The sequence below is a fragment of the Spiribacter sp. 2438 genome (genome assembly GCF_009676705.1).
GTDB lineage: Bacteria > Pseudomonadota > Gammaproteobacteria > Nitrococcales > Nitrococcaceae > Spiribacter.
Genome location: NZ_CP046046.1, coordinates 540412 through 557618, shown reverse-complemented (window position 1 = coordinate 557618; position 17207 = coordinate 540412). Strand labels below are relative to the sequence as shown.

General features: G+C 64.3%; 12 protein-coding genes and 5 tRNA genes. 2 read left to right on the top strand and 15 right to left on the bottom strand.

Going from position 1 to position 17207, the window contains the following annotated elements; all coding sequences use genetic code 11:
- Positions 1 to 174 precede the first annotated feature (174 nt).
- The 9 genes from lon to GJ672_RS02780 all read right to left on the bottom strand — a co-directional run bounded on the left by lon (position 175) and on the right by GJ672_RS02780 (position 9184).
- Positions 175 to 2595 carry an endopeptidase La gene (gene lon / locus GJ672_RS02820; RefSeq protein ID WP_154295777.1) on the bottom strand — a complete coding sequence of 807 codons (2421 nt, stop codon included), beginning with the start codon at positions 2593 to 2595 and terminating at the stop codon, positions 175 to 177.
- A 39-nt stretch (positions 2596 to 2634) separates the two neighbouring features.
- Positions 2635 to 3915 carry an ATP-dependent Clp protease ATP-binding subunit ClpX gene (clpX, locus tag GJ672_RS02815; protein WP_154295776.1) on the bottom strand — a complete coding sequence of 427 codons (1281 nt, stop codon included), beginning with the start codon at positions 3913 to 3915 and terminating at the stop codon, positions 2635 to 2637.
- A 70-nt stretch (positions 3916 to 3985) separates the two neighbouring features.
- The gene (gene clpP, locus GJ672_RS02810; RefSeq protein ID WP_154297000.1) at positions 3986 to 4621 is read right to left on the bottom strand and encodes an ATP-dependent Clp endopeptidase proteolytic subunit ClpP; all 636 of its coding nucleotides are present in this window, start codon (positions 4619 to 4621) and stop codon (positions 3986 to 3988) included.
- A 22-nt stretch (positions 4622 to 4643) separates the two neighbouring features.
- Positions 4644 to 5975: a trigger factor gene (tig, locus tag GJ672_RS02805; protein ID WP_154295775.1), complete on the bottom strand. Its 1332-nt coding sequence runs from the start codon at positions 5973 to 5975 to the stop codon at positions 4644 to 4646.
- A 17-nt stretch (positions 5976 to 5992) separates the two neighbouring features.
- Positions 5993 to 6080 (bottom strand) — tRNA-Leu (locus tag GJ672_RS02800).
- A 62-nt stretch (positions 6081 to 6142) separates the two neighbouring features.
- Positions 6143 to 8842 (bottom strand): HAD-IC family P-type ATPase, encoded by a 2700-nt coding sequence (locus tag GJ672_RS02795; RefSeq protein WP_154295774.1) that lies wholly within the window; start codon positions 8840 to 8842, stop codon positions 6143 to 6145.
- A gap of 77 nt (positions 8843 to 8919) precedes the next feature.
- A tRNA-Lys gene (locus GJ672_RS02790) sits at positions 8920 to 8995 on the bottom strand.
- Positions 8996 to 9005: 10 nt separating this feature from the next.
- Positions 9006 to 9081 (bottom strand) — tRNA-His (locus GJ672_RS02785).
- A 26-nt stretch (positions 9082 to 9107) separates the two neighbouring features.
- Positions 9108 to 9184 (bottom strand) — tRNA-Pro (locus GJ672_RS02780).
- Positions 9185 to 9299: 115 nt separating this feature from the next.
- On the opposite strand from GJ672_RS02780, the gene GJ672_RS02775 reads away from it, so the two are divergent.
- Positions 9300 to 10424: a DEAD/DEAH box helicase gene (locus tag GJ672_RS02775; RefSeq protein WP_154295773.1), complete on the top strand. Its 1125-nt coding sequence runs from the start codon at positions 9300 to 9302 to the stop codon at positions 10422 to 10424.
- A 23-nt stretch (positions 10425 to 10447) separates the two neighbouring features.
- On the opposite strand, the gene GJ672_RS02770 is transcribed toward GJ672_RS02775, so the two are convergent.
- Positions 10448 to 10524, bottom strand: a tRNA-Arg gene (locus GJ672_RS02770).
- A 147-nt stretch (positions 10525 to 10671) separates the two neighbouring features.
- Between GJ672_RS02770 and folD the strand changes: the two genes are divergently transcribed.
- Positions 10672 to 11526: a bifunctional methylenetetrahydrofolate dehydrogenase/methenyltetrahydrofolate cyclohydrolase FolD gene (gene folD / locus GJ672_RS02765; protein ID WP_154295772.1), complete on the top strand. Its 855-nt coding sequence runs from the start codon at positions 10672 to 10674 to the stop codon at positions 11524 to 11526.
- On the opposite strand, the gene radA is transcribed toward folD, so the two are convergent.
- The 5 genes from radA to GJ672_RS02740 are packed head-to-tail and all read right to left on the bottom strand — an operon-like array spanning position 11523 to position 17197.
- Positions 11523 to 12917, bottom strand: coding sequence for a DNA repair protein RadA (gene radA, locus GJ672_RS02760; protein WP_154295771.1), 1395 nt, complete (start codon positions 12915 to 12917; stop codon positions 11523 to 11525). The genes folD and radA overlap by 4 nt on opposite strands.
- Complete coding sequence (alr, locus tag GJ672_RS02755; RefSeq protein ID WP_154295770.1) at positions 12904 to 13992, bottom strand: alanine racemase; 1089 nt, start codon at positions 13990 to 13992, stop codon at positions 12904 to 12906. Before alr ends, radA begins: the two co-directional genes overlap by 14 nt.
- On the bottom strand, positions 13989 to 15815 hold the full coding sequence (gene dnaB / locus GJ672_RS02750) for a replicative DNA helicase (RefSeq protein WP_154295769.1): 1827 nt from the start codon (positions 15813 to 15815) through the stop codon (positions 13989 to 13991). Before dnaB ends, alr begins: the two co-directional genes overlap by 4 nt.
- Before the next feature lie 34 nt (positions 15816 to 15849).
- The gene (gene rplI, locus GJ672_RS02745; RefSeq protein ID WP_154295768.1) at positions 15850 to 16302 is read right to left on the bottom strand and encodes a 50S ribosomal protein L9; all 453 of its coding nucleotides are present in this window, start codon (positions 16300 to 16302) and stop codon (positions 15850 to 15852) included.
- 22 nt (positions 16303 to 16324) lie between these two features.
- A complete protein-coding gene (locus tag GJ672_RS02740; protein WP_154295767.1) occupies positions 16325 to 17197 on the bottom strand; it encodes a hypothetical protein in 873 nt (290 codons plus the stop codon).
- Positions 17198 to 17207: the final 10 nt, after the last annotated feature.

The window sequence follows — 17207 nt, the reverse complement described above, 5'->3', positions numbered from 1 at the left end:
GGTCCCCTTAAATCTCTGTTGTCAAAACCATCGTCGATCCCGACGAATTCTACGAATGCTACCGCGTGCGTTGCCCCCACTACAAAGTGTGCCGTCAGACTGAGCGGCGTAGGATCAACCGGACATACACGATCAGCCAAATGCATTTAGCAATGGGTTTTCATCCCTGTCAAATCAATGCGGTCGTACCGACCCCTCGGTTGAGCCTCTTTCGGCACCCTTTTCCTCGGATTGCCCGATCCGATTGCCCGGAGCCGGGACCGGCTGGGCGGTGAGAGCCACCTCGAGCACCTGGTCGATCCAGCGCACCGGACGAATGTCGAGCTTGCCCTTGATATCCTTGCCGATGTCCGCGAGATCCTTGCGATTTTCCTCCGGAATCACCACCGTCTCGATACCGCCTCGTAACGCCGCCAGCAGCTTCTCCTTGAGCCCGCCAATGGGCAATACCTCGCCACGCAGCGTGATTTCACCGGTCATTGCCACGCTGGCGCGGACGGGAATGGCGGTCAAGGATGAAACCAGAGCGGTACACATACCGATGCCAGCACTGGGGCCATCCTTGGGAATCGCACCCTCGGGGACGTGGATGTGCATGTCGCTCACCTGGTTGAATCCCGGGTCAATACCCAGTGCCTCAGAGCGTGAGCGGACCACGGTCAGGGCCGCGTGAATCGACTCCTTCATCACATCACCCAGCTGGCCGGTGTTCTGAAGCCTGCCCTTGCCGGGCACCACCGCCGCTTCGATGGTCAGCAACTCACCGCCCACCTCGGTCCAGGCCAGTCCGGTGACGCGGCCAATCTGATCGCTGGTTTCCGCCATGCCATAACGGAACCGCCGGACCCCGAGGTACTTGTCGAGATTCTGGGTATTCACCTGGACGGTCCTGTCGCGCGGCTTGAGGAGCACTTCCTTGACCACGCGGCGGGAAATCTTGGCCACTTCCCGCTCCAGGTTCCGCACACCAGCCTCGCGGGTGTAGTAGCGCACGGTGTCCCGCAGCGCGTTGTCGCTCACCTCCAGCTCCTGCTTCTTGAGGCCATTGGCCTTGATCTGCTTGGGCAGCAGATACTTGTTGGCAATGTTGACCTTCTCCTCCTCGGTGTAGCCCGACAGCCGGATCACTTCCATGCGGTCCAGCAACGGGCCCGGAATGTTCATCGTGTTGGCCGTGCAGACGAACATCACATCGGAAAGGTCAAAGTCGACCTCCAGGTAGTGGTCGTTAAAGGTGGCGTTCTGCTCGGGATCAAGCACCTCCAGCAGGGCCGACGCCGGGTCGCCCCGGAAGTCCATCGCCATCTTGTCGATTTCATCGAGCAGGAACAGCGGGTTACGCGTTCCCACCTTGGAGAGTTTCTGGACGATTTTGCCGGGCAGCGAGCCAATGTAGGTCCGCCGGTGGCCGCGGATTTCGGCTTCGTCCCGGACCCCGCCCAGGGACATCCGCACGAAGCGGCGATTGATGGAGCGAGCAATACTTTCGCCCAGCGAGGTCTTGCCCACGCCGGGTGGACCCACCAGACAGAGAATCGGACCCTTGAGCTTTCGCACCCGCTGCTGAACCGCCAGATACTCGAGAATGCGCTCCTTGACCTTCTCGAGGCCATAGTGATCGCTGTCCAGGATCGCCTCGGCCCGGGCGATGTCATGGCGCACCCGGGTGCGCTTCTTCCAGGGCAGGGCCAGCAGCCACTCGAGGTAATTGCGCACCACCGTGGCCTCGGCGGACATCGGCGACATCATTCGCAGCTTGGCAAGCTCCTGGTCGGCCTTCTCGCGGGCTTCGGTGGAGAGCCCGGCTTCTTCGACTTTCTTCTCGAGGTCCTCGATTTCATTGGGCACATCCTCGAGCTCGCCGAGCTCTTTCTGGATCGCCTTCATCTGCTCGTTGAGGTAGTACTCCCGCTGGGACTTTTCCATCTGCTGCTTGACGCGCCCGCGAATGCGCTTTTCAACCTGCAGGATGTCGAGCTCTCCCTCGATCAGCGCCATCAGGTGCTCAAGGCGCTTGCGCGGGTCGTTCATTTCGAGGACTTTCTGTTTCTCCTCGATCTTGAGGCTCATGTGGGCCGCAACGGTATCCGCCAGCCGGCCCGCCTCCTCGATCCCCTGCAGCGAGGACAGAATCTCCGGAGGCACTTTGCGATTGAGCTTTACGTACTGCTCGAAGAGCGAGAGCAGCGACCGGGTCATGACCTCCACTTCGGGATCGTCGGTGACGTCCGGCTCCGCGAGCGCCACGGCACCCGCCTGGAAATAATCGCCATCCACCTGCAGCGTCGACACGGTGGCTCGCTCGGCGCCTTCCACCAGCACTTTGACGGTGCCATCCGGCAGCTTGAGCATCTGCAGAATGTTGGCAATGGTACCGATGGCATAGATGTTGTCTGCCGCCGGTTCATCCACCTCCGCGCTGTGCTGGGCCACCAGCAGGATGCGCTTGTCGTCGGCCATCGCCGCTTCCAGCGCCTCGATAGATTTATCCCGACCCACGAACAGCGGGATGACCATGTGGGGGTAGACCACCACGTCACGCAACGGCAACACCGGCATCATCGATGCCGGTGAAGAGGGGACTTGCTCGCTCATAGAATTCCTCGCCGGGCCGGAGCTCGGCCCGCCAGCGGCTCAGTCAGAGGCCGCTGCGGACTGCTCCGAGCCGTCATAAATCAGGTAGGGGGCGGTTTCGCCACGAATCACCGAATCGTCAACCACCACCTTGCTGACGTTTTCCAGTGAGGGGAGGTCATACATGGTATCCAGGAGAACGTGCTCCACCAGCGTCCGCAGCCCCCGTGCCCCGGTGTTGCGCGCAATGGCCTTGCGAGCCACCTCGTACAGTGCAACATCCCGGAATTCCAGCTCGACGCCTTCCATGTCGAAAAGCCGCTGGAACTGCTTGACCAGCGCATTGCGGGGCTCGCAGAGAATCTGCACCAGGGCATCTTCATCCAGCTCGTTGAGCGTCGCCACCACGGGCAGGCGGCCGACGAACTCCGGAATCAACCCGTAGCGCACCAGATCCTCCGGCTCCACGTCCCGCAGCGTTTCGCCAACACCTCGCTTCTGGGCCTCACCCTTGATGTCGGCGGAAAATCCGATGCCGCCCTTCTCGGAGCGCTGCTGGATCACTTTTTCGAGCCCGGCAAAGGCGCCCCCGCAGATGAACAGGATGTTGCCGGTATCCACCTGCAGGAACTCCTGCTGGGGGTGTTTGCGCCCGCCCTGGGGGGGCACCGACGCCGTGGTCCCCTCGATGAGCTTCAGCAGCGCCTGCTGGACGCCCTCGCCGGAGACATCCCGGGTAATGGAGGGGTTTTCCGCCTTGCGGGACACCTTGTCGATTTCGTCGATGTAGACGATGCCCTGCTGGGCTTTCTCAACGTCGTAGTCGCACTTCTGGAGCAGCTTCTGAATGATGTTCTCAACATCTTCGCCCACGTAACCCGCCTCGGTTAGCGTCGTGGCGTCGGCGATGGTGAACGGCACATCCAGCAGCCGGGCCAGTGTCTCGGCCAGCAGGGTCTTGCCGGAGCCCGTGGGCCCCACCAGCAGAATGTTGCTCTTGGTGAGCTCCACGTCATCGCGACCCCGCGGGGCCTGCATCCGCTTGTAGTGGTTGTACACCGCCACGGAAAGCACCTTCTTGGCGTGCTCCTGACCGATGACGTGCTCGTTGAGCGCTTCGTTAATCTCGTGGGGCTTGGGCAGACGCGCACCCGCTTCGGCGCTCTTTTCTTCCATCTCCTCGCGGATGATGTCGTTGCATAGCTCCACGCACTCGTCACAGACGAACACCGAAGGCCCTGCAATCAGCTTGCGGACTTCGTGCTGGCTCTTGCCGCAGAAGGAGCAGTAAAGAAGCTTACCGCCGTCGTCGCCTCGACCACCGTTATCTCTGTCAGTCATTGGCTACCCTTGCAGATGCGAGTGTCATCAACTTCGACGATGCCCGCTTTTGGAAAACCACGCAACCGCTTCACTCCAGCGGCAGACTGCTGCGATCCTCCAGCACCTGATCGACGATGCCGTAGTCCCGGGCGGCCGCCGGGGACATGAAATTGTCGCGCTCGGTGTCCTGGGCGATGGTCTTGAGATCCTGGCCCGTGTGATGAGCCAGGATCTGGTTCAGGCGCTCACGCATGCTGAGAATCTCGCGGGCGTGAATGTCGATATCCGTGGCCTGCCCCTGAAACCCGCCAAGCGGCTGGTGAATCATCACCCGTGAATTCGGCAGCGCAAACCGCTTGCCGGCGGCTCCGCCCGCCAGGAGCAGCGATCCCATGCTGGCCGCCTGGCCGATGCACAGCGTACTGACGTCGGGTTTCACGAACTGCATCGTGTCATAGATGGCCAGACCGGCGGTGACGACGCCGCCCGGACTGTTGATGTAAAAATGAATATCCTTATCGGGATTCTCGGACTCCAGAAAAAGCAGCTGGGCAATCAACAGATTGGCCTGGTGGTCCTCCACCGGCCCGACCATGAAAATCACTCGCTCCTTGAGGAGCCGCGAATAAATATCAAAGGCCCGCTCGCCCCGGGCGGTCTGTTCCACCACCATGGGGACCAGTCCGGTGGCCATGGGGGATTGCGCCTGTTGCTCGTCGCTCATCATTGATTGCACTCCTGACCGTTTAGCTGGCCTCGGCGTTGTCTTCGTCACTGATCTCGGCGCCACTGGTGAGGGCATCGAGAGTCATGGGCTTGTCGGTGACCTGCGCTTTCTCCATCACCCAGTCCACCACCTGATCTTCCATCACCTGCAGCTGAAGGCTCTGCATCATTTCCTGGTTCTGCAGGTAGTACTGCATGACCTGTTCCGGCTGCTCGTAACCGGAAGCTACCCGCTGCAGGGCCTGCTGCATCCGCTCGCCATCCAGCTGGATGTCGTTGGCACGGACAATCTCGTTGACCAGCAGTCCCAGCGCCACCCGCCGGCGGGCTTCGGTTTCGAACTGGTCGGCGGGCAACTCCGGCTCGTCGCCCTCGGCGCCGGCCTGACGCATGCGCTCCCGGGTCTGCTGGCGCAGCTGCTCAATTTCACTGTCCACCAGCGTCTGTGGCAGCTCGACTTCATTCTTTTCGACCAGCGAATCCATCACCTGGTTCTTGACTCGGGCCCGGACGGCCTGATCACGCTCCCGCTCCAGACTCTCGGTGATGCGCTCACGGACCGCCTCGATGCCGCCCTCAATACCCAGCGTCTCGGCAAACGTGTCATCGGCGGCGGGCAACTCCGGCGCCTCCACTTTTTTGACGGTCACCGTAAAGGTGGCCTCCCGGCCGGCGATGTTCGGGTCCGGAAAGCCTTCCGGAAAGGTGTAGGTCACGGTTTTCTCTTCACCGGCACTCATGCCCACCAGCTGGGTTTCGAACTCTGGCGGCATCTGTCCCTCGCCCAGCGGCACGGGAACGTCTTCGCCGCTGTTGCCCTCGAAGGGCTCCCCATCAATGGTGCCCTGGAAGTCGATGACCACGCGGTCGCCCTCGGCGGCCGCCCGCTCCACCTCGGAATACTCGGCATGCTGACGTCGCAGCCGCTCGAGAATGCGGTCCACGTCGGCGGCTTCAATGTCCACGGCCGGGCGATTGAGTTCGATTTCGTCGATCCCCTTGACCTCGATCTCGGGCATCACTTCGATGCTGGCCTCGTAGGCCAGGTCTTCGCCCTCATTGAGGTTGATCGGCTCGATGGATGGCGCACCAGCCGGTCGCAGGGATTCCTGTTCGAGGGCCTCGGCATAAGTGGTCCGCACCACTTCGTCGAGCACCTCGCCCCGAACCTGCGGGCCGTAGCGCTTCTGGACGACCTTCATCGGCACCTTGCCGGGTCGAAAGCCCTGCAGCCGCACCTGTCCGCGCATCTCGCGCAGCTTTTTGTCGACCTGCTCGTCAACCCGATCCGAAGGGACCTGAACCTTGAGCTTGCGCTTGAGGCCCTCGCCCGACTCCACCGATACTTGCATTGCCCACCTCTGGTTTATGGTGCGAAAGGCGAGACTCGAACTCGCACGGGGTCTTTCCCCACTGGGACCTAAACCCAGCGCGTCTACCAATTCCGCCACTTTCGCGCTTCGCGACTCAAGCCGGTCAGTATACCGGGATGCCGGAGCCGGCAAAAGCAAACGGCCGGTCAGCGCCTTCCGGAGTGCGCCGGGCCAATGCCGCGGCGCCGGTGCCATGCCTTGTGCGCCTCGGCCACGAATATCACCGGCAGGCTGACCATCAGTGCCAACAGCCAGGCCTCGAGACCCAGTGCGCGGGTATCAAAAAGCAGCTGCAGGGGCGGCGCGTAGGTGAAGGCGAGCTGAGCGCCGATGATCACCGCCGCTGCCAGCAGGACGTAACGATTGCCGAGCAATCCGCTCCAGTTCAGGGAGCTGGCGTAGAGACGCCGTGCCGAGAACAGAAACCACACCTGGGCCAGCACCAGCGTGTTCACCGCCAGGGTGCGGGCTTCCGCCAATTCCCGGCCCGCGCCCCGTTCGATCAGGAACAGCCCCAAAGTGCCCACCACGATCACTGACGCCACCAGCAGCAGCCGCGAGCCCAGCCCAGAGGGAATCAGTGGCGCGTCCGTCGCCCGGGGCGAGCGCTCCATGACGTTCTCCTCGGGTGGCTCGAACGCCAGCGCCAGCGCCAGCGTCACCGCCGTTACCATGTTGACCCAGAGGATCTGCACCGGGGTAACCGGCAACATCAGTCCAACCAGCACCGCGATCACCAGCAGCAATGACTGGGCGGCATTGGTGGGCAGGATGAAAAGAATGGACTTGACGATGTTGTCGTAAATCACCCGGCCTTCGCGCACCGCCGCCTCGATGGTGGCGAAGTTGTCGTCGGCCAGCACCATGGCGGAAGACTCCCGGGCCGCATCGGTGCCGCCCTTGCCCATGGAAACACCCACGTCCGCGCGCTTCAGCGCCGGCGCATCGTTCACACCGTCGCCGGTCATGGCGCAGACTTCATGATCCGCCTGCAGGGCTTCGACCAACCGCAGCTTGTGCTCCGGGGACACCCGGGCGAACACCACGGACTCCCGTGCCGTGCGGGCAAAGTCCTCGTCGTTCAGTTGATCCAGGTCTTCCCCGGTTACACCCCGCTCACTCTCGCCAAGCCCCAGCTGGCGGCCAATGGCGGCGGCGGTGCGGGCGTGATCGCCGGTGATCATCTTGACGGTGATACCCGCGTCCTGACAGGCGCGCACCGCCGTAATGGCTTCGTCCCGGGGCGGGTCGATAATCGCCACCAGCCCGAGCAGCACCAGCGATTGCGGCCCGTCACCATCGTGGAGGTCGACGGATTCGCCGTCCAGTTGTCGCTCAGCAATGGCCAGCAGGCGCAATCCCCGTCCGGCCAGCTCTTCCGCATCCCGGTGCCAGGCCTCCACATCCAGGGGTTGAGTTCCCTCCTCCGCCAGCATGTGATCGCATCGAGGCACCACGGCTTCCGGCGCCCCCTTGACCAGCAGCCAGGACTCGCCATCAATGTCATTGACCGTGGCCATGTAGCGATGGGCCGAATCGAAGGGAATGCCATCCTGCCGCGGCGCCGACTGACGCAGCGAATCGATGTCGACACCGCGCTGTTCGGCAAAACCCAGCAGCGCGGCTTCCATGGGGTCACCGCTGATCACGGTTTCGCCGTCCTCCCGCTCATGCACCGACGCCTCGCTGCACAGGCTGACGGCGCGGGCGATTCGGTCCTGGACCTCGGCCAGTTGATCATCCTGCCCAGCGTCCTCCAGGGAATGGACGCCATCCGCCAGTAGCAACTCCTGGGCGGTCATTTCATTGCGGGTCAGGGTTCCGGTCTTGTCCGAGCAGATCACCGTGACCGCACCCAGGGTTTCCACCGCCGGGAGCTTGCGCACGATGGCGTTGCGGGCGGCAAGGCGCTGCACGCCCAGCGCCAGGGTAATGGTCACAATGGCTGGCAGACCCTCGGGGATGGCGGCCACCGCCAGGCCCACGGCGGCCATCAGCATTTCCACTGCTGTAAAGCCATGCAAAAGCACACCGGCCAGAGCGGTGAACAGCCCGGCCATGACGATGATGACGGACAGCATCTTGCCCAGTCGATCCAGGTGGCGGAGCAACGGCGTCTTCACCGACTCCACCGTGGAGAGCATCTCGGTGACCTGGCCCAACTGGGTGCGCTCGCCGGTGGCCACCACAACGCCCTTGCCCTCACCGGAGGCCACTACGGTGCCGGCAAACGCCATGCTGTGGCGGTCACCCAGACTGGCGCCTTCATCCACCGTATCGGTGAGTTTGGAGACGGGCACGGACTCGCCGGTCAGGGCGGACTCGTCCACTGACAGATTCCGACAGGAGAGCAACCGCACATCGGCGGTAACCTTGTCCCCCGGTTCGAGCACCAGGACATCGCCGGGCACCACGCCGGTGGCATCAATGGTGCGACGGGTGCCGTTGCGTCGTACCACCGCCTCGGGGGAGAGCATCTCTCGAATCGCCTCCATGGCGCTCTCGGCCTTGCCCTCCTGGATGTACCCAATCAGCGCGTTGATCAGCACCACCGCGACGATGACCACCGTGTCGATCCATTGCCCGAGTATGGCGGTAACCACGGCCGCGGCGATCAGCAGGTAGATCAGCAGATTGCGGAACTGACTCAGAAACCGCATCCAGCCCGAACGGCGTTCCGGGGGGCGCTGACGGTTCTCGCCATATTCCTCAAGACGGGCTTCGGCGGCCTCGTCGGAAAGGCCCTCGGAGTCCGCGTCAAGCTGCTCCAGAACATCTTCCGGAGGCAATGCATGCCATGCAGGCGTTGATTCTTCGGTTTGGCCGTCGGTGGGTTGCTCTGCCATTGCCGTCTTCCCTGTTCACATCCATGAGATGTGACAGACACAGAACGGGAATGTTTGCTGCAATGCAACTTGAAGACTGGTGGGCCGTCAGGGACTCGAACCCCGAACCTACTGATTAAGAGTCAGCTGCTCTACCAATTGAGCTAACGGCCCATGAAGAGGATGGGGTGAGCGATGGGACTTGAACCCACGACCACCGGAGCCACAATCCGGAGCTCTACCAACTGAGCTACGCCCACCATTGTCAGAAACCCTGCCAGCAAACTGGTCGGGGTGGAGGGATTTGAACCCCCGACATCCTGCTCCCAAAGCAGGCGCGCTACCAGGCTGCGCTACACCCCGCCTCGACCGCAGGCGCCCCTGTCGACCGAGCCAGCAGGGGACGCGTGATAATACTGAGCCCCCACTTTGCGGTCAACGTGCGTATACTCCACGCAGCTTCAGGAGTAACGCTTAAATGACATTCGATGATTTCGGCCTCCGCGCCGAACTGCTTGACGCCATCCGGGCGTCGGGCTACACCACCGCCACCCCCATCCAGCAACGCGCCATCCCCCACGTTCTCGAAGGCCAGGATCTGCTCGCCGCCGCCCAGACTGGCACCGGCAAGACAGCCGCCTTTACGCTGCCGCTACTGCAGCGCCTGGCGGCGGACCAACCCGCCCCGGGACGCCCACCGGTCAGGCTGCTGATTGTCGCCCCGACCCGGGAGCTCGCCGCGCAGATCCACGACAGTGTGCGCACCTACGGCCGAAAGCTCTCTCTGCGCAGCGCCGTGATCTTCGGCGGCGTTGGCATGCAGCCCCAGGTGGACCGCCTGCGCAAGGGCGTCGACATACTGATCGCCACCCCGGGCCGTCTCCTGGATCACCTCCAGCGCGGCAACCTGCGGCTGGATCGGGTCCAGTCCGTGGTGCTGGACGAGGCCGACCGGATGCTGGACATGGGCTTTATCCACGACATCCGCCGATTGATGAAGCAGCTCCCCGCCCAACGCCAGACCCTGCTGTTCTCTGCGACTTTTTCGACGGAGATTCGTCGCCTGGCCAGTGGCATGCTGAGCAGCCCGGTGGAAATCGACGTGGCCCCGCGCAACAGTGCGGCAGAAACCGTTGCTCAGCGGGTTTATCGGCTGGAAAAGGCGGAAAAACGCCGGGTACTGAGCCGCCTGATTCGGGAAGGCGACTGGCAGCAGGTGCTGGTTTTCACCCGCACCAAGCATGGCGCCAACAACCTGAGCCGACAGTTGGACAAGGATGGACTGACCACCGCCGCCATTCATGGCAACAAGAGCCAGTCCGCCCGCACCAAGGCCCTGGACGGGTTCAAGCGCGGCCGAGTGCGGGTACTGGTGGCCACTGACATCGCCGCCCGCGGCCTGGACATCGATCACCTGCCCCATGTGGTGAACTATGACCTCCCCCATGTGGCCGAGGACTATGTCCACCGCATCGGGCGAACGGGTCGCGCTGGCAACGAGGGCGAAGCGATTTCCCTGGTGGCGCCGGACGAGGCCAAGCTGCTCAAGGGCATCGAGCGCCTGCTCAAGCGTCCGCTGGAGCGGGCCGAGGCGGTTTCCTGAGGGGCGTCTCCGGCGGGCAGTGATGGCGCGCCCGGCAGGACTTGAACCTGCAACCCTCGGCTTAGAAGGCCGATGCTCTATCCGGTTGAGCTACGGGCGCCTGGTGGGATTGTATCGCAATCCCGCCGCGGGTCGGCACCGACAGCGACCACCCCCCACCCGGAAGCCCGTTCCCGTCTGGAATGCCGGGCCAGCGCGGGGTAGAGTGCCGCCATTCATCAGGTAGCCAGACGCTGACGGGGCATTCATGGGCGCGGGGATTATTGACGGCAAGGCCATCGCAGCGGATATCCGCGAGCGCATCCGGCAACAGGTATCCGGGCGACTTCATCGGGGCCAGCCGGCGCCCGGGCTCGCCGTGGTCCTGGTGGGTGACAATGCCGCTTCATCGGTTTATGTCCGCATGAAACGCCGGGATTGCGCCGAGGTGGGCTTCATTTCCCAGGATTACGATCTCCCCACGTCAGTGACCCAGAGCGAGTTGCTTGCGCTGATCGATCAGCTCAATGCCAATCCGGCCACCCACGGCATTCTTGTTCAGCTGCCGCTCCCGGATCACATTGACGAGCATTCGGTGATCGAGCGGATCGATCCCGCCAAGGATGTCGATGGCTTTCACCCGCGCAACGTCGGCCGCCTGGTCCTGCGCCTGCCGGGCCTGCGATCGTGCACCCCTCATGGCGTGATGACCCTGCTTGAGCGGGCCGAGGTGCCCCTGGAGGGTGCCCATGCCGTGGTGATCGGTCAGTCCAACATTGTCGGGCGACCCATGGCTCTTGAGCTGCTCAACGCCCGCTGTACAGTCACCATCTGCCACAGCCGCACCCGGGATCTACGTGCCGAGGTCCAACGCGCTGACATCGTGGTCGCCGCGGTAGGCCGCGCGGAATTTATCCCGGGGGAGTGGATCAAGCCCGGCGCCGCGGTCATCGATGTTGGCATCAATCGCCTGGAGAGCGGCCGGCTGGTGGGCGACGTGGATTATGCCGGTGCCGCCGAACGCGCCGGCTGGATCACCCCGGTGCCCGGCGGCGTTGGTCCGCTGACCCGCGCCACACTGCTCGAAAACACGCTGAAGGCCGCTGAAGCGCTGGACGACTAGCCGTCGGCCTCACGGACGATGTCGAGCGCGGCGTCGAGTCGCTCGACACCCGTTACCGCCAGTCCGTGTGGCGCCTGGCCCGATGCCGGACAGTTTTTCATGGGCACCAGCGCCCGGCGGAACCCGTGGCGGGCCGCTTCCGCCAGCCGATCGGCGCCATTGGGCACCGGCCGAATTTCGCCGGCGAGCCCGACCTCACCAAAGATCACCCAGTCCTGAGGGATCGGCCGATCACGCAAACTTGAAACCACGGCCAGCAGGGCCGGCAGGTCACTGGCGGTCTCGGCCACCCGCACGCCGCCGACAACGTTGACGAACACGTCCTCGCCATAGGTGCTGACCCCGGCATGGCGCTGAAGGACGGCCAAGAGCATGCCCAGCCGATTGCCGTCCAGGCCCACCGCCAGCCGCCTCGGGTTGGATAACGGGCTCTCCGCCACCAGCGCCTGCAGCTCGAGCAGCAGCGGCCGCGTGCCCTCGCGAGTCACCAGGATCGCGCTCCCCGGTACGGGCTGTTCGTGGCGGGAGAGGAAAATCGCCGAGGGGTTCCTGACCTCTTTGAGCCCGGTGTCCAGCATGGCGAATACGCCCAGCTCATTGGCAGCCCCAAAGCGATTCTTGACCGCCCTCAATAACCGGTAACGACTGCCTGAATCACTCTCGAAATAGAGAACCGTGTCGACCATGTGTTCCAGGACACGCGGCCCCGCCAACTGGCCTTCCTTGGTCACATGCCCCACCAGAAAGAGCACCGTGCCGCTGCGCTTGGCGAACTGAACAAGCTGGGCGGCGGATTCCCGAACCTGCGCCACACCACCCGGCGCCGAACCCAGCGAATCGCTATGAACGGTCTGGATGGAATCCACCACAAGTACTTCGGGGCGCTCCCGGGCCGCCAGCTCGATAATGGCCTCGACCCGGGTTTCAGCCAGCAGCTTGAGGCCATCGTCCTCAACGCCCAGACGCTCGGCCCGCATGCCCACCTGTCGCAGCGACTCTTCACCGGTGACATACAGGGCGCCGTGCTGCCCGGCCACCCGGGCCACGGCTTCAAGCAACAGGGTCGACTTGCCGATACCCGGATCCCCGCCCAGCAGGACAACACCCCCAGCGACCAGACCGCCCCCCAGCACGCGGTCGAACTCACCGATTCCCGTGGCAAAGCGGGTCTCGGCATCTCGAGGCACTTCGGACAAACGCTTCACGCCGCTGTCGCCCGCGTACTGACGCCCGCCCCGTGCCGAGCCGCGACCGCTGGTGACAGCCGGGGCCTGGACCTGTTCCTCCAGCGTATTCCACTCACCGCAGTCCGCACATTGCCCGGCCCACTGCGGCGAACTCGCCCCGCAGGCGGAACAGACAAACAAGGTCTTGACGCTACTCCTGGCCATCCACGCCTCCATGGCGATAGACCCGCTGGACCCGTGGGGTCAGCCGGCAGAAAAGCTCATAGCTGATGGTACCGCAGGCCTCGGCGATCTCGCTGGCGGGCGGGTCCACCCCCCACAGGATGGCCGGATCCCCCACACAGGCCTGGGGCACCGTACGCAGATCCACCGCGATCATGTCCATTGACACTTTGCCGATCATTGGCACCCGCCGGCCACGGATTCGGACCGGCGTGCCATCCGGCGCATGGCGGGGATAGCCATCGCCGTAGCCGATGGAGACCACGCCCACGGGCATGGCCACGGGACAGACAAAGCGACTGCCGTACCCCACGCCGTGACCGGCGGGCAGCGTCTTGACGGAGATCAGCCGTGCCTCGAGTTGCATGACGGGGTGCAACGGCGCATGCAGGCCGGCGTGGCTGAATGGCGAGGCGCCGTACAGCATGATGCCGGGTCGCACCCACTGGGCATGCGCCTGCGCCCAGTAGAGAGTGGCGGCCGAGTTGGCGGCACTGGCACTGGCGTGGGCCAGCTCGCCAAACCGCACGAGTTGGGACCCGGTGTCCGCGCGATCCGGCTCGTCGGCACTGGCCAGATGGGTCATCCAGCGAATCTCGCCCACGGCGGGCAGGGTCGCCAGGCGCTCGGCCGCCGCCCCGGCGTCCGCCGGCGAGAACCCCAGCCGTCCCATGCCGGTATCCACCTTCAGCCAGCAATCAATCGGGCGGGAAAGATCCGCGCTGGCCAGAGCCTCGATCTGCCAGGGCTGGTGAACCACGGCATCCAGACGGCGGGCACTGAATAAAGGCAGTTCCGCCGCCTCAAAGAAACCCTCCAGGAGGATGATTCGGTGCTGAAGCCCGGCCTCCCGAAGCGGCAGCGCCTCCTCGGTGCAGCTGACGGCAAACCCTTCGACATCGGACGCCAGTGTATGAGCGACCCGCAAAAGCCCATGGCCGTAAGCATTGGCCTTGAGAACGGCCATGATGTGGGCGTCGGGTGCCGACCGCCGGGCGACGCCCAGGTTGTGGCGCAGGGCATCGAGGTTGATCGTCGCGCGGGCGACCCGGCTCACTGCCAGCCCCCGCCTCCGTAGCCGGCATCCGCGATGAAGTTCTCGAAACGCGTGTACTGACCCAGGAAGGTCAACCGCAACGTGCCCACCGGTCCGTTACGCTGCTTGCCGATGATGACCTCAGCGGTGCCCGCATCGGGACTGTCCTCGTTGTAGACCTCATCGCGGTAGATAAACAGGATGACATCGGCGTCCTGCTCAATGGCCCCGGAGTTATGACTGACGATGCCGTCCGCCAGCCAACAGGCCGGCCCCGGTACGGTCAGATCGAAGACCGCTTCTTCACCGGCTTCCTCAATGGAGACCACCCGGTCCCAGAACAGGTCGCCATCGGCGATCGCTCCGAGCCGCTCCTCGCCGGGCAACCGAGCGACGCCAAGGCGATCATCAAACCGGATGTCCTCAACCCGCTTCCAGCCCCACTGGGATCTTAGTTGGTGTTCCGGGGTACACCGAATGGAGCGCCCACTGGCGAGATGAATCCTGCGAACGGCACGGGTGCCGACCTGCCAGACAAGATCGGCGCGCGCCCTGATCACTCGATCGGCCGAATCGATTGATAAAACCTCGGGCTGTTCGCCCACCAGGTCGGCAATCGGCCGGCGGCGACCGTCAGCCAGCAGGACCGGGGTATCACCAGTCACGCACTCGCGAAGATCAGACATGATCGGGCGCTTGTTGGGCCGCTGCTCGAGACTGCGGTTGAGCTGGGAGAGCACGATCACCGGTACGCCGAGTTCCTTGGCCATACCCTTCAGGGACCGCGAAATTTCCGAAATTTCGGACGCGCGGTTTTCCTTGAAACCCGGCAACTGCATCAGCTGCAGGTAGTCCACCAGCACCAGCCCCAGTCCGTGTTCCCGCTTCAGTCGCCGGCAGCGGGCGCGCATGTCCGTCGGGGTCAGGCCGGGCGTGTCGTCGATGTAGAGCTTGGCCTGGGAGAGCAGGTTCATGGTGCTGGTGAGTCGCGGCCAGTCATCATCCGACAGCCGCCCAGAGCGGATTTTCTGCAGCTCAACCCGGCCCAGCGAGGCCAGCATGCGCATGGTCAGGGCGTCTGCCGGCATTTCCATGCTGAATACGGCGGTGGGCGGGCCTTCGCTCAGTGCCGCCGCCTCGGCAACGTTCATGGCCAGCGTGGTTTTGCCCATCGAGGGCCGCCCGGCGACGATGACCAGGTCCCCGTTCTGGAGGCCGGAGGTCATGCGATCCAGGTCGGTGAAACCGGTGGCCAGGCCGGTGATGTCGCTGTCCTGGTGGTACAGGGTATCGATGCGGTCGACCACGTCGGGGAGCAAATCCCGAACGCCGACGAAGCCCCGGCGGTTGCGCCCGGACTGCTCGGCAATTTCGAAAATCCGCCGTTCGGCGCCATCCAGCAGTTCAGCCGAACTCTGCCCCTCGGGGTTGAAGCCGGCGTTGGCGACTTCGGTGCCTGCCTCGATGAGCTGACGCAGCACCGACTGCTCGCGGACGATGTCGGCGTAGGCGCGAATATTGGCAGCGCTGGGGGTATCCCGCGCCAGCAGCCCCAGATAGGCGAGCCCGCCAGCACTTTCCAGCTCATCGTGGGATTTCAGCCATTCGGACAGCGTGACCGCATCCATGGGCTGCCCGGACTCCGCCAGGTGGTCCAGCGCCCGGAAGATCAGCCGATGATCCCGGCGGTAGAAGTCATCTTCACCGACCCGATCCGCAATCTGGTCCCAGGCGCTGTTATCCAGCATCAGGCCGCCCAGAACCGCCTGCTCGGCCTCCAGCGAATGCGGCGGAACCTTGAGGCCGTCGGTCCGCTGAACCCCGCTGGAAAAGGTCTCAGCCACTGCCCGCCCGCCTCTGATCCGGCCGCCGGCCGTCTCAGGCTCCGCCGGTTATGTTGACGTTGGCCGCGGCGTTGACGTCGGCATGCAGATGCACCTCGACGGAATACTCTCCAACGGCACGAATCGGTCCGTCCGGCATCCGCACTTCGTGCCGCTCCACCTCAACCCCGGCCGCGGTCAGTGCATCGGCGATATCCTGCGGGCCCACCGAACCGAACAGCTTGCCCTCATCGCCGGCATTCGCCGCAATGGTGACTGCCTCCAGACCTTCGATACGCTCGGCACGAGCCTGGGCCGCTGCCAGCTCCTCGGCGGCCTTTCGCTCAAGCTCGGCCCGCTGGGACTCAAAATAGGCAATGTTTTCCGGCGTGGCCGGCTTTGCCTTGCCCTGCGGGATCAGGTAATTGCGGCCATAACCGGCGCGCACTTTGACCGTGTCACCCAGACCGCCCAGGTTGGCCACTTTTTCGAGAAGAATCACATTCATTCCGCAACCCCCATTGGGTTATTCAACTTGACGAGGAAGGCGCATAGCGCCTCCGAAAATCCAGAAATGTGTCCGCCACACCCACCAATGCCACGGGCCGGATCAACAATGGCAAAAGCAGGTAGACCCCCACCAGCCAGCCGCTGTGCCAGCCTCTCGCCAGCGCCAGCGCGTGCACCACCGCGAGTGCCTGCAGGACAAAGACGCCGGCCACCACCGTCGCCAGATCCGCCAGCAATCCGGGCCCGGTGACCAGCCCCCCGGCCAGCACCGCCAGGGCCAGGCCGGCAAACCATGCCGGAAAGCGCAGCCCGTGGAATTCCTCGCGGAAGCCCCCCGGATTGTACAGCACCGCCTGCCACCAGCGCCCCAGCAGCAGACAGACCACCGCGAGCCCCAGCATGTTGGCCACCCAGAGTCCGGTGAGCCGCGGCGCCAGTCCGGCGGCGGCCTGCTGCCATTCCGGCCCCGGCTCACCGCCGGTCAGCGCCGCGACGAGCGCCTCCAGGGTCTGCTCCCAGAATTGCACCGGATCCCCGTGAATCGCGTAAAAGGCCAGCACTGCACCGCCGGCCAGCAGCGTGCCAAGCTGAATCGTCACAGCCAGCGAGACGGTCTGGCGGAGGATCTGGGCCAGCGCAATCACCGGCACCCAGACCAGCACCATCGGCTGGAGCACGGCCATCGGTGCGCCCAGCAGGAGCAGGTAGAGCGGCAGCAAGATCGCCACGGAGCCGGCGAGCACAATGCCCGCTTCGCCCAAGCCCCGGCGCAGGGTAATCAGCGCGAGCACCGCGCCACTGACCCAGAAAAGCAGCGGCAACACGGCCCCCAGGGACACCACGCCGATGGCACCCAGGCGGGTGCGCATGACAAATCCGAGGAACGCGTTCATGGCTGCGCGC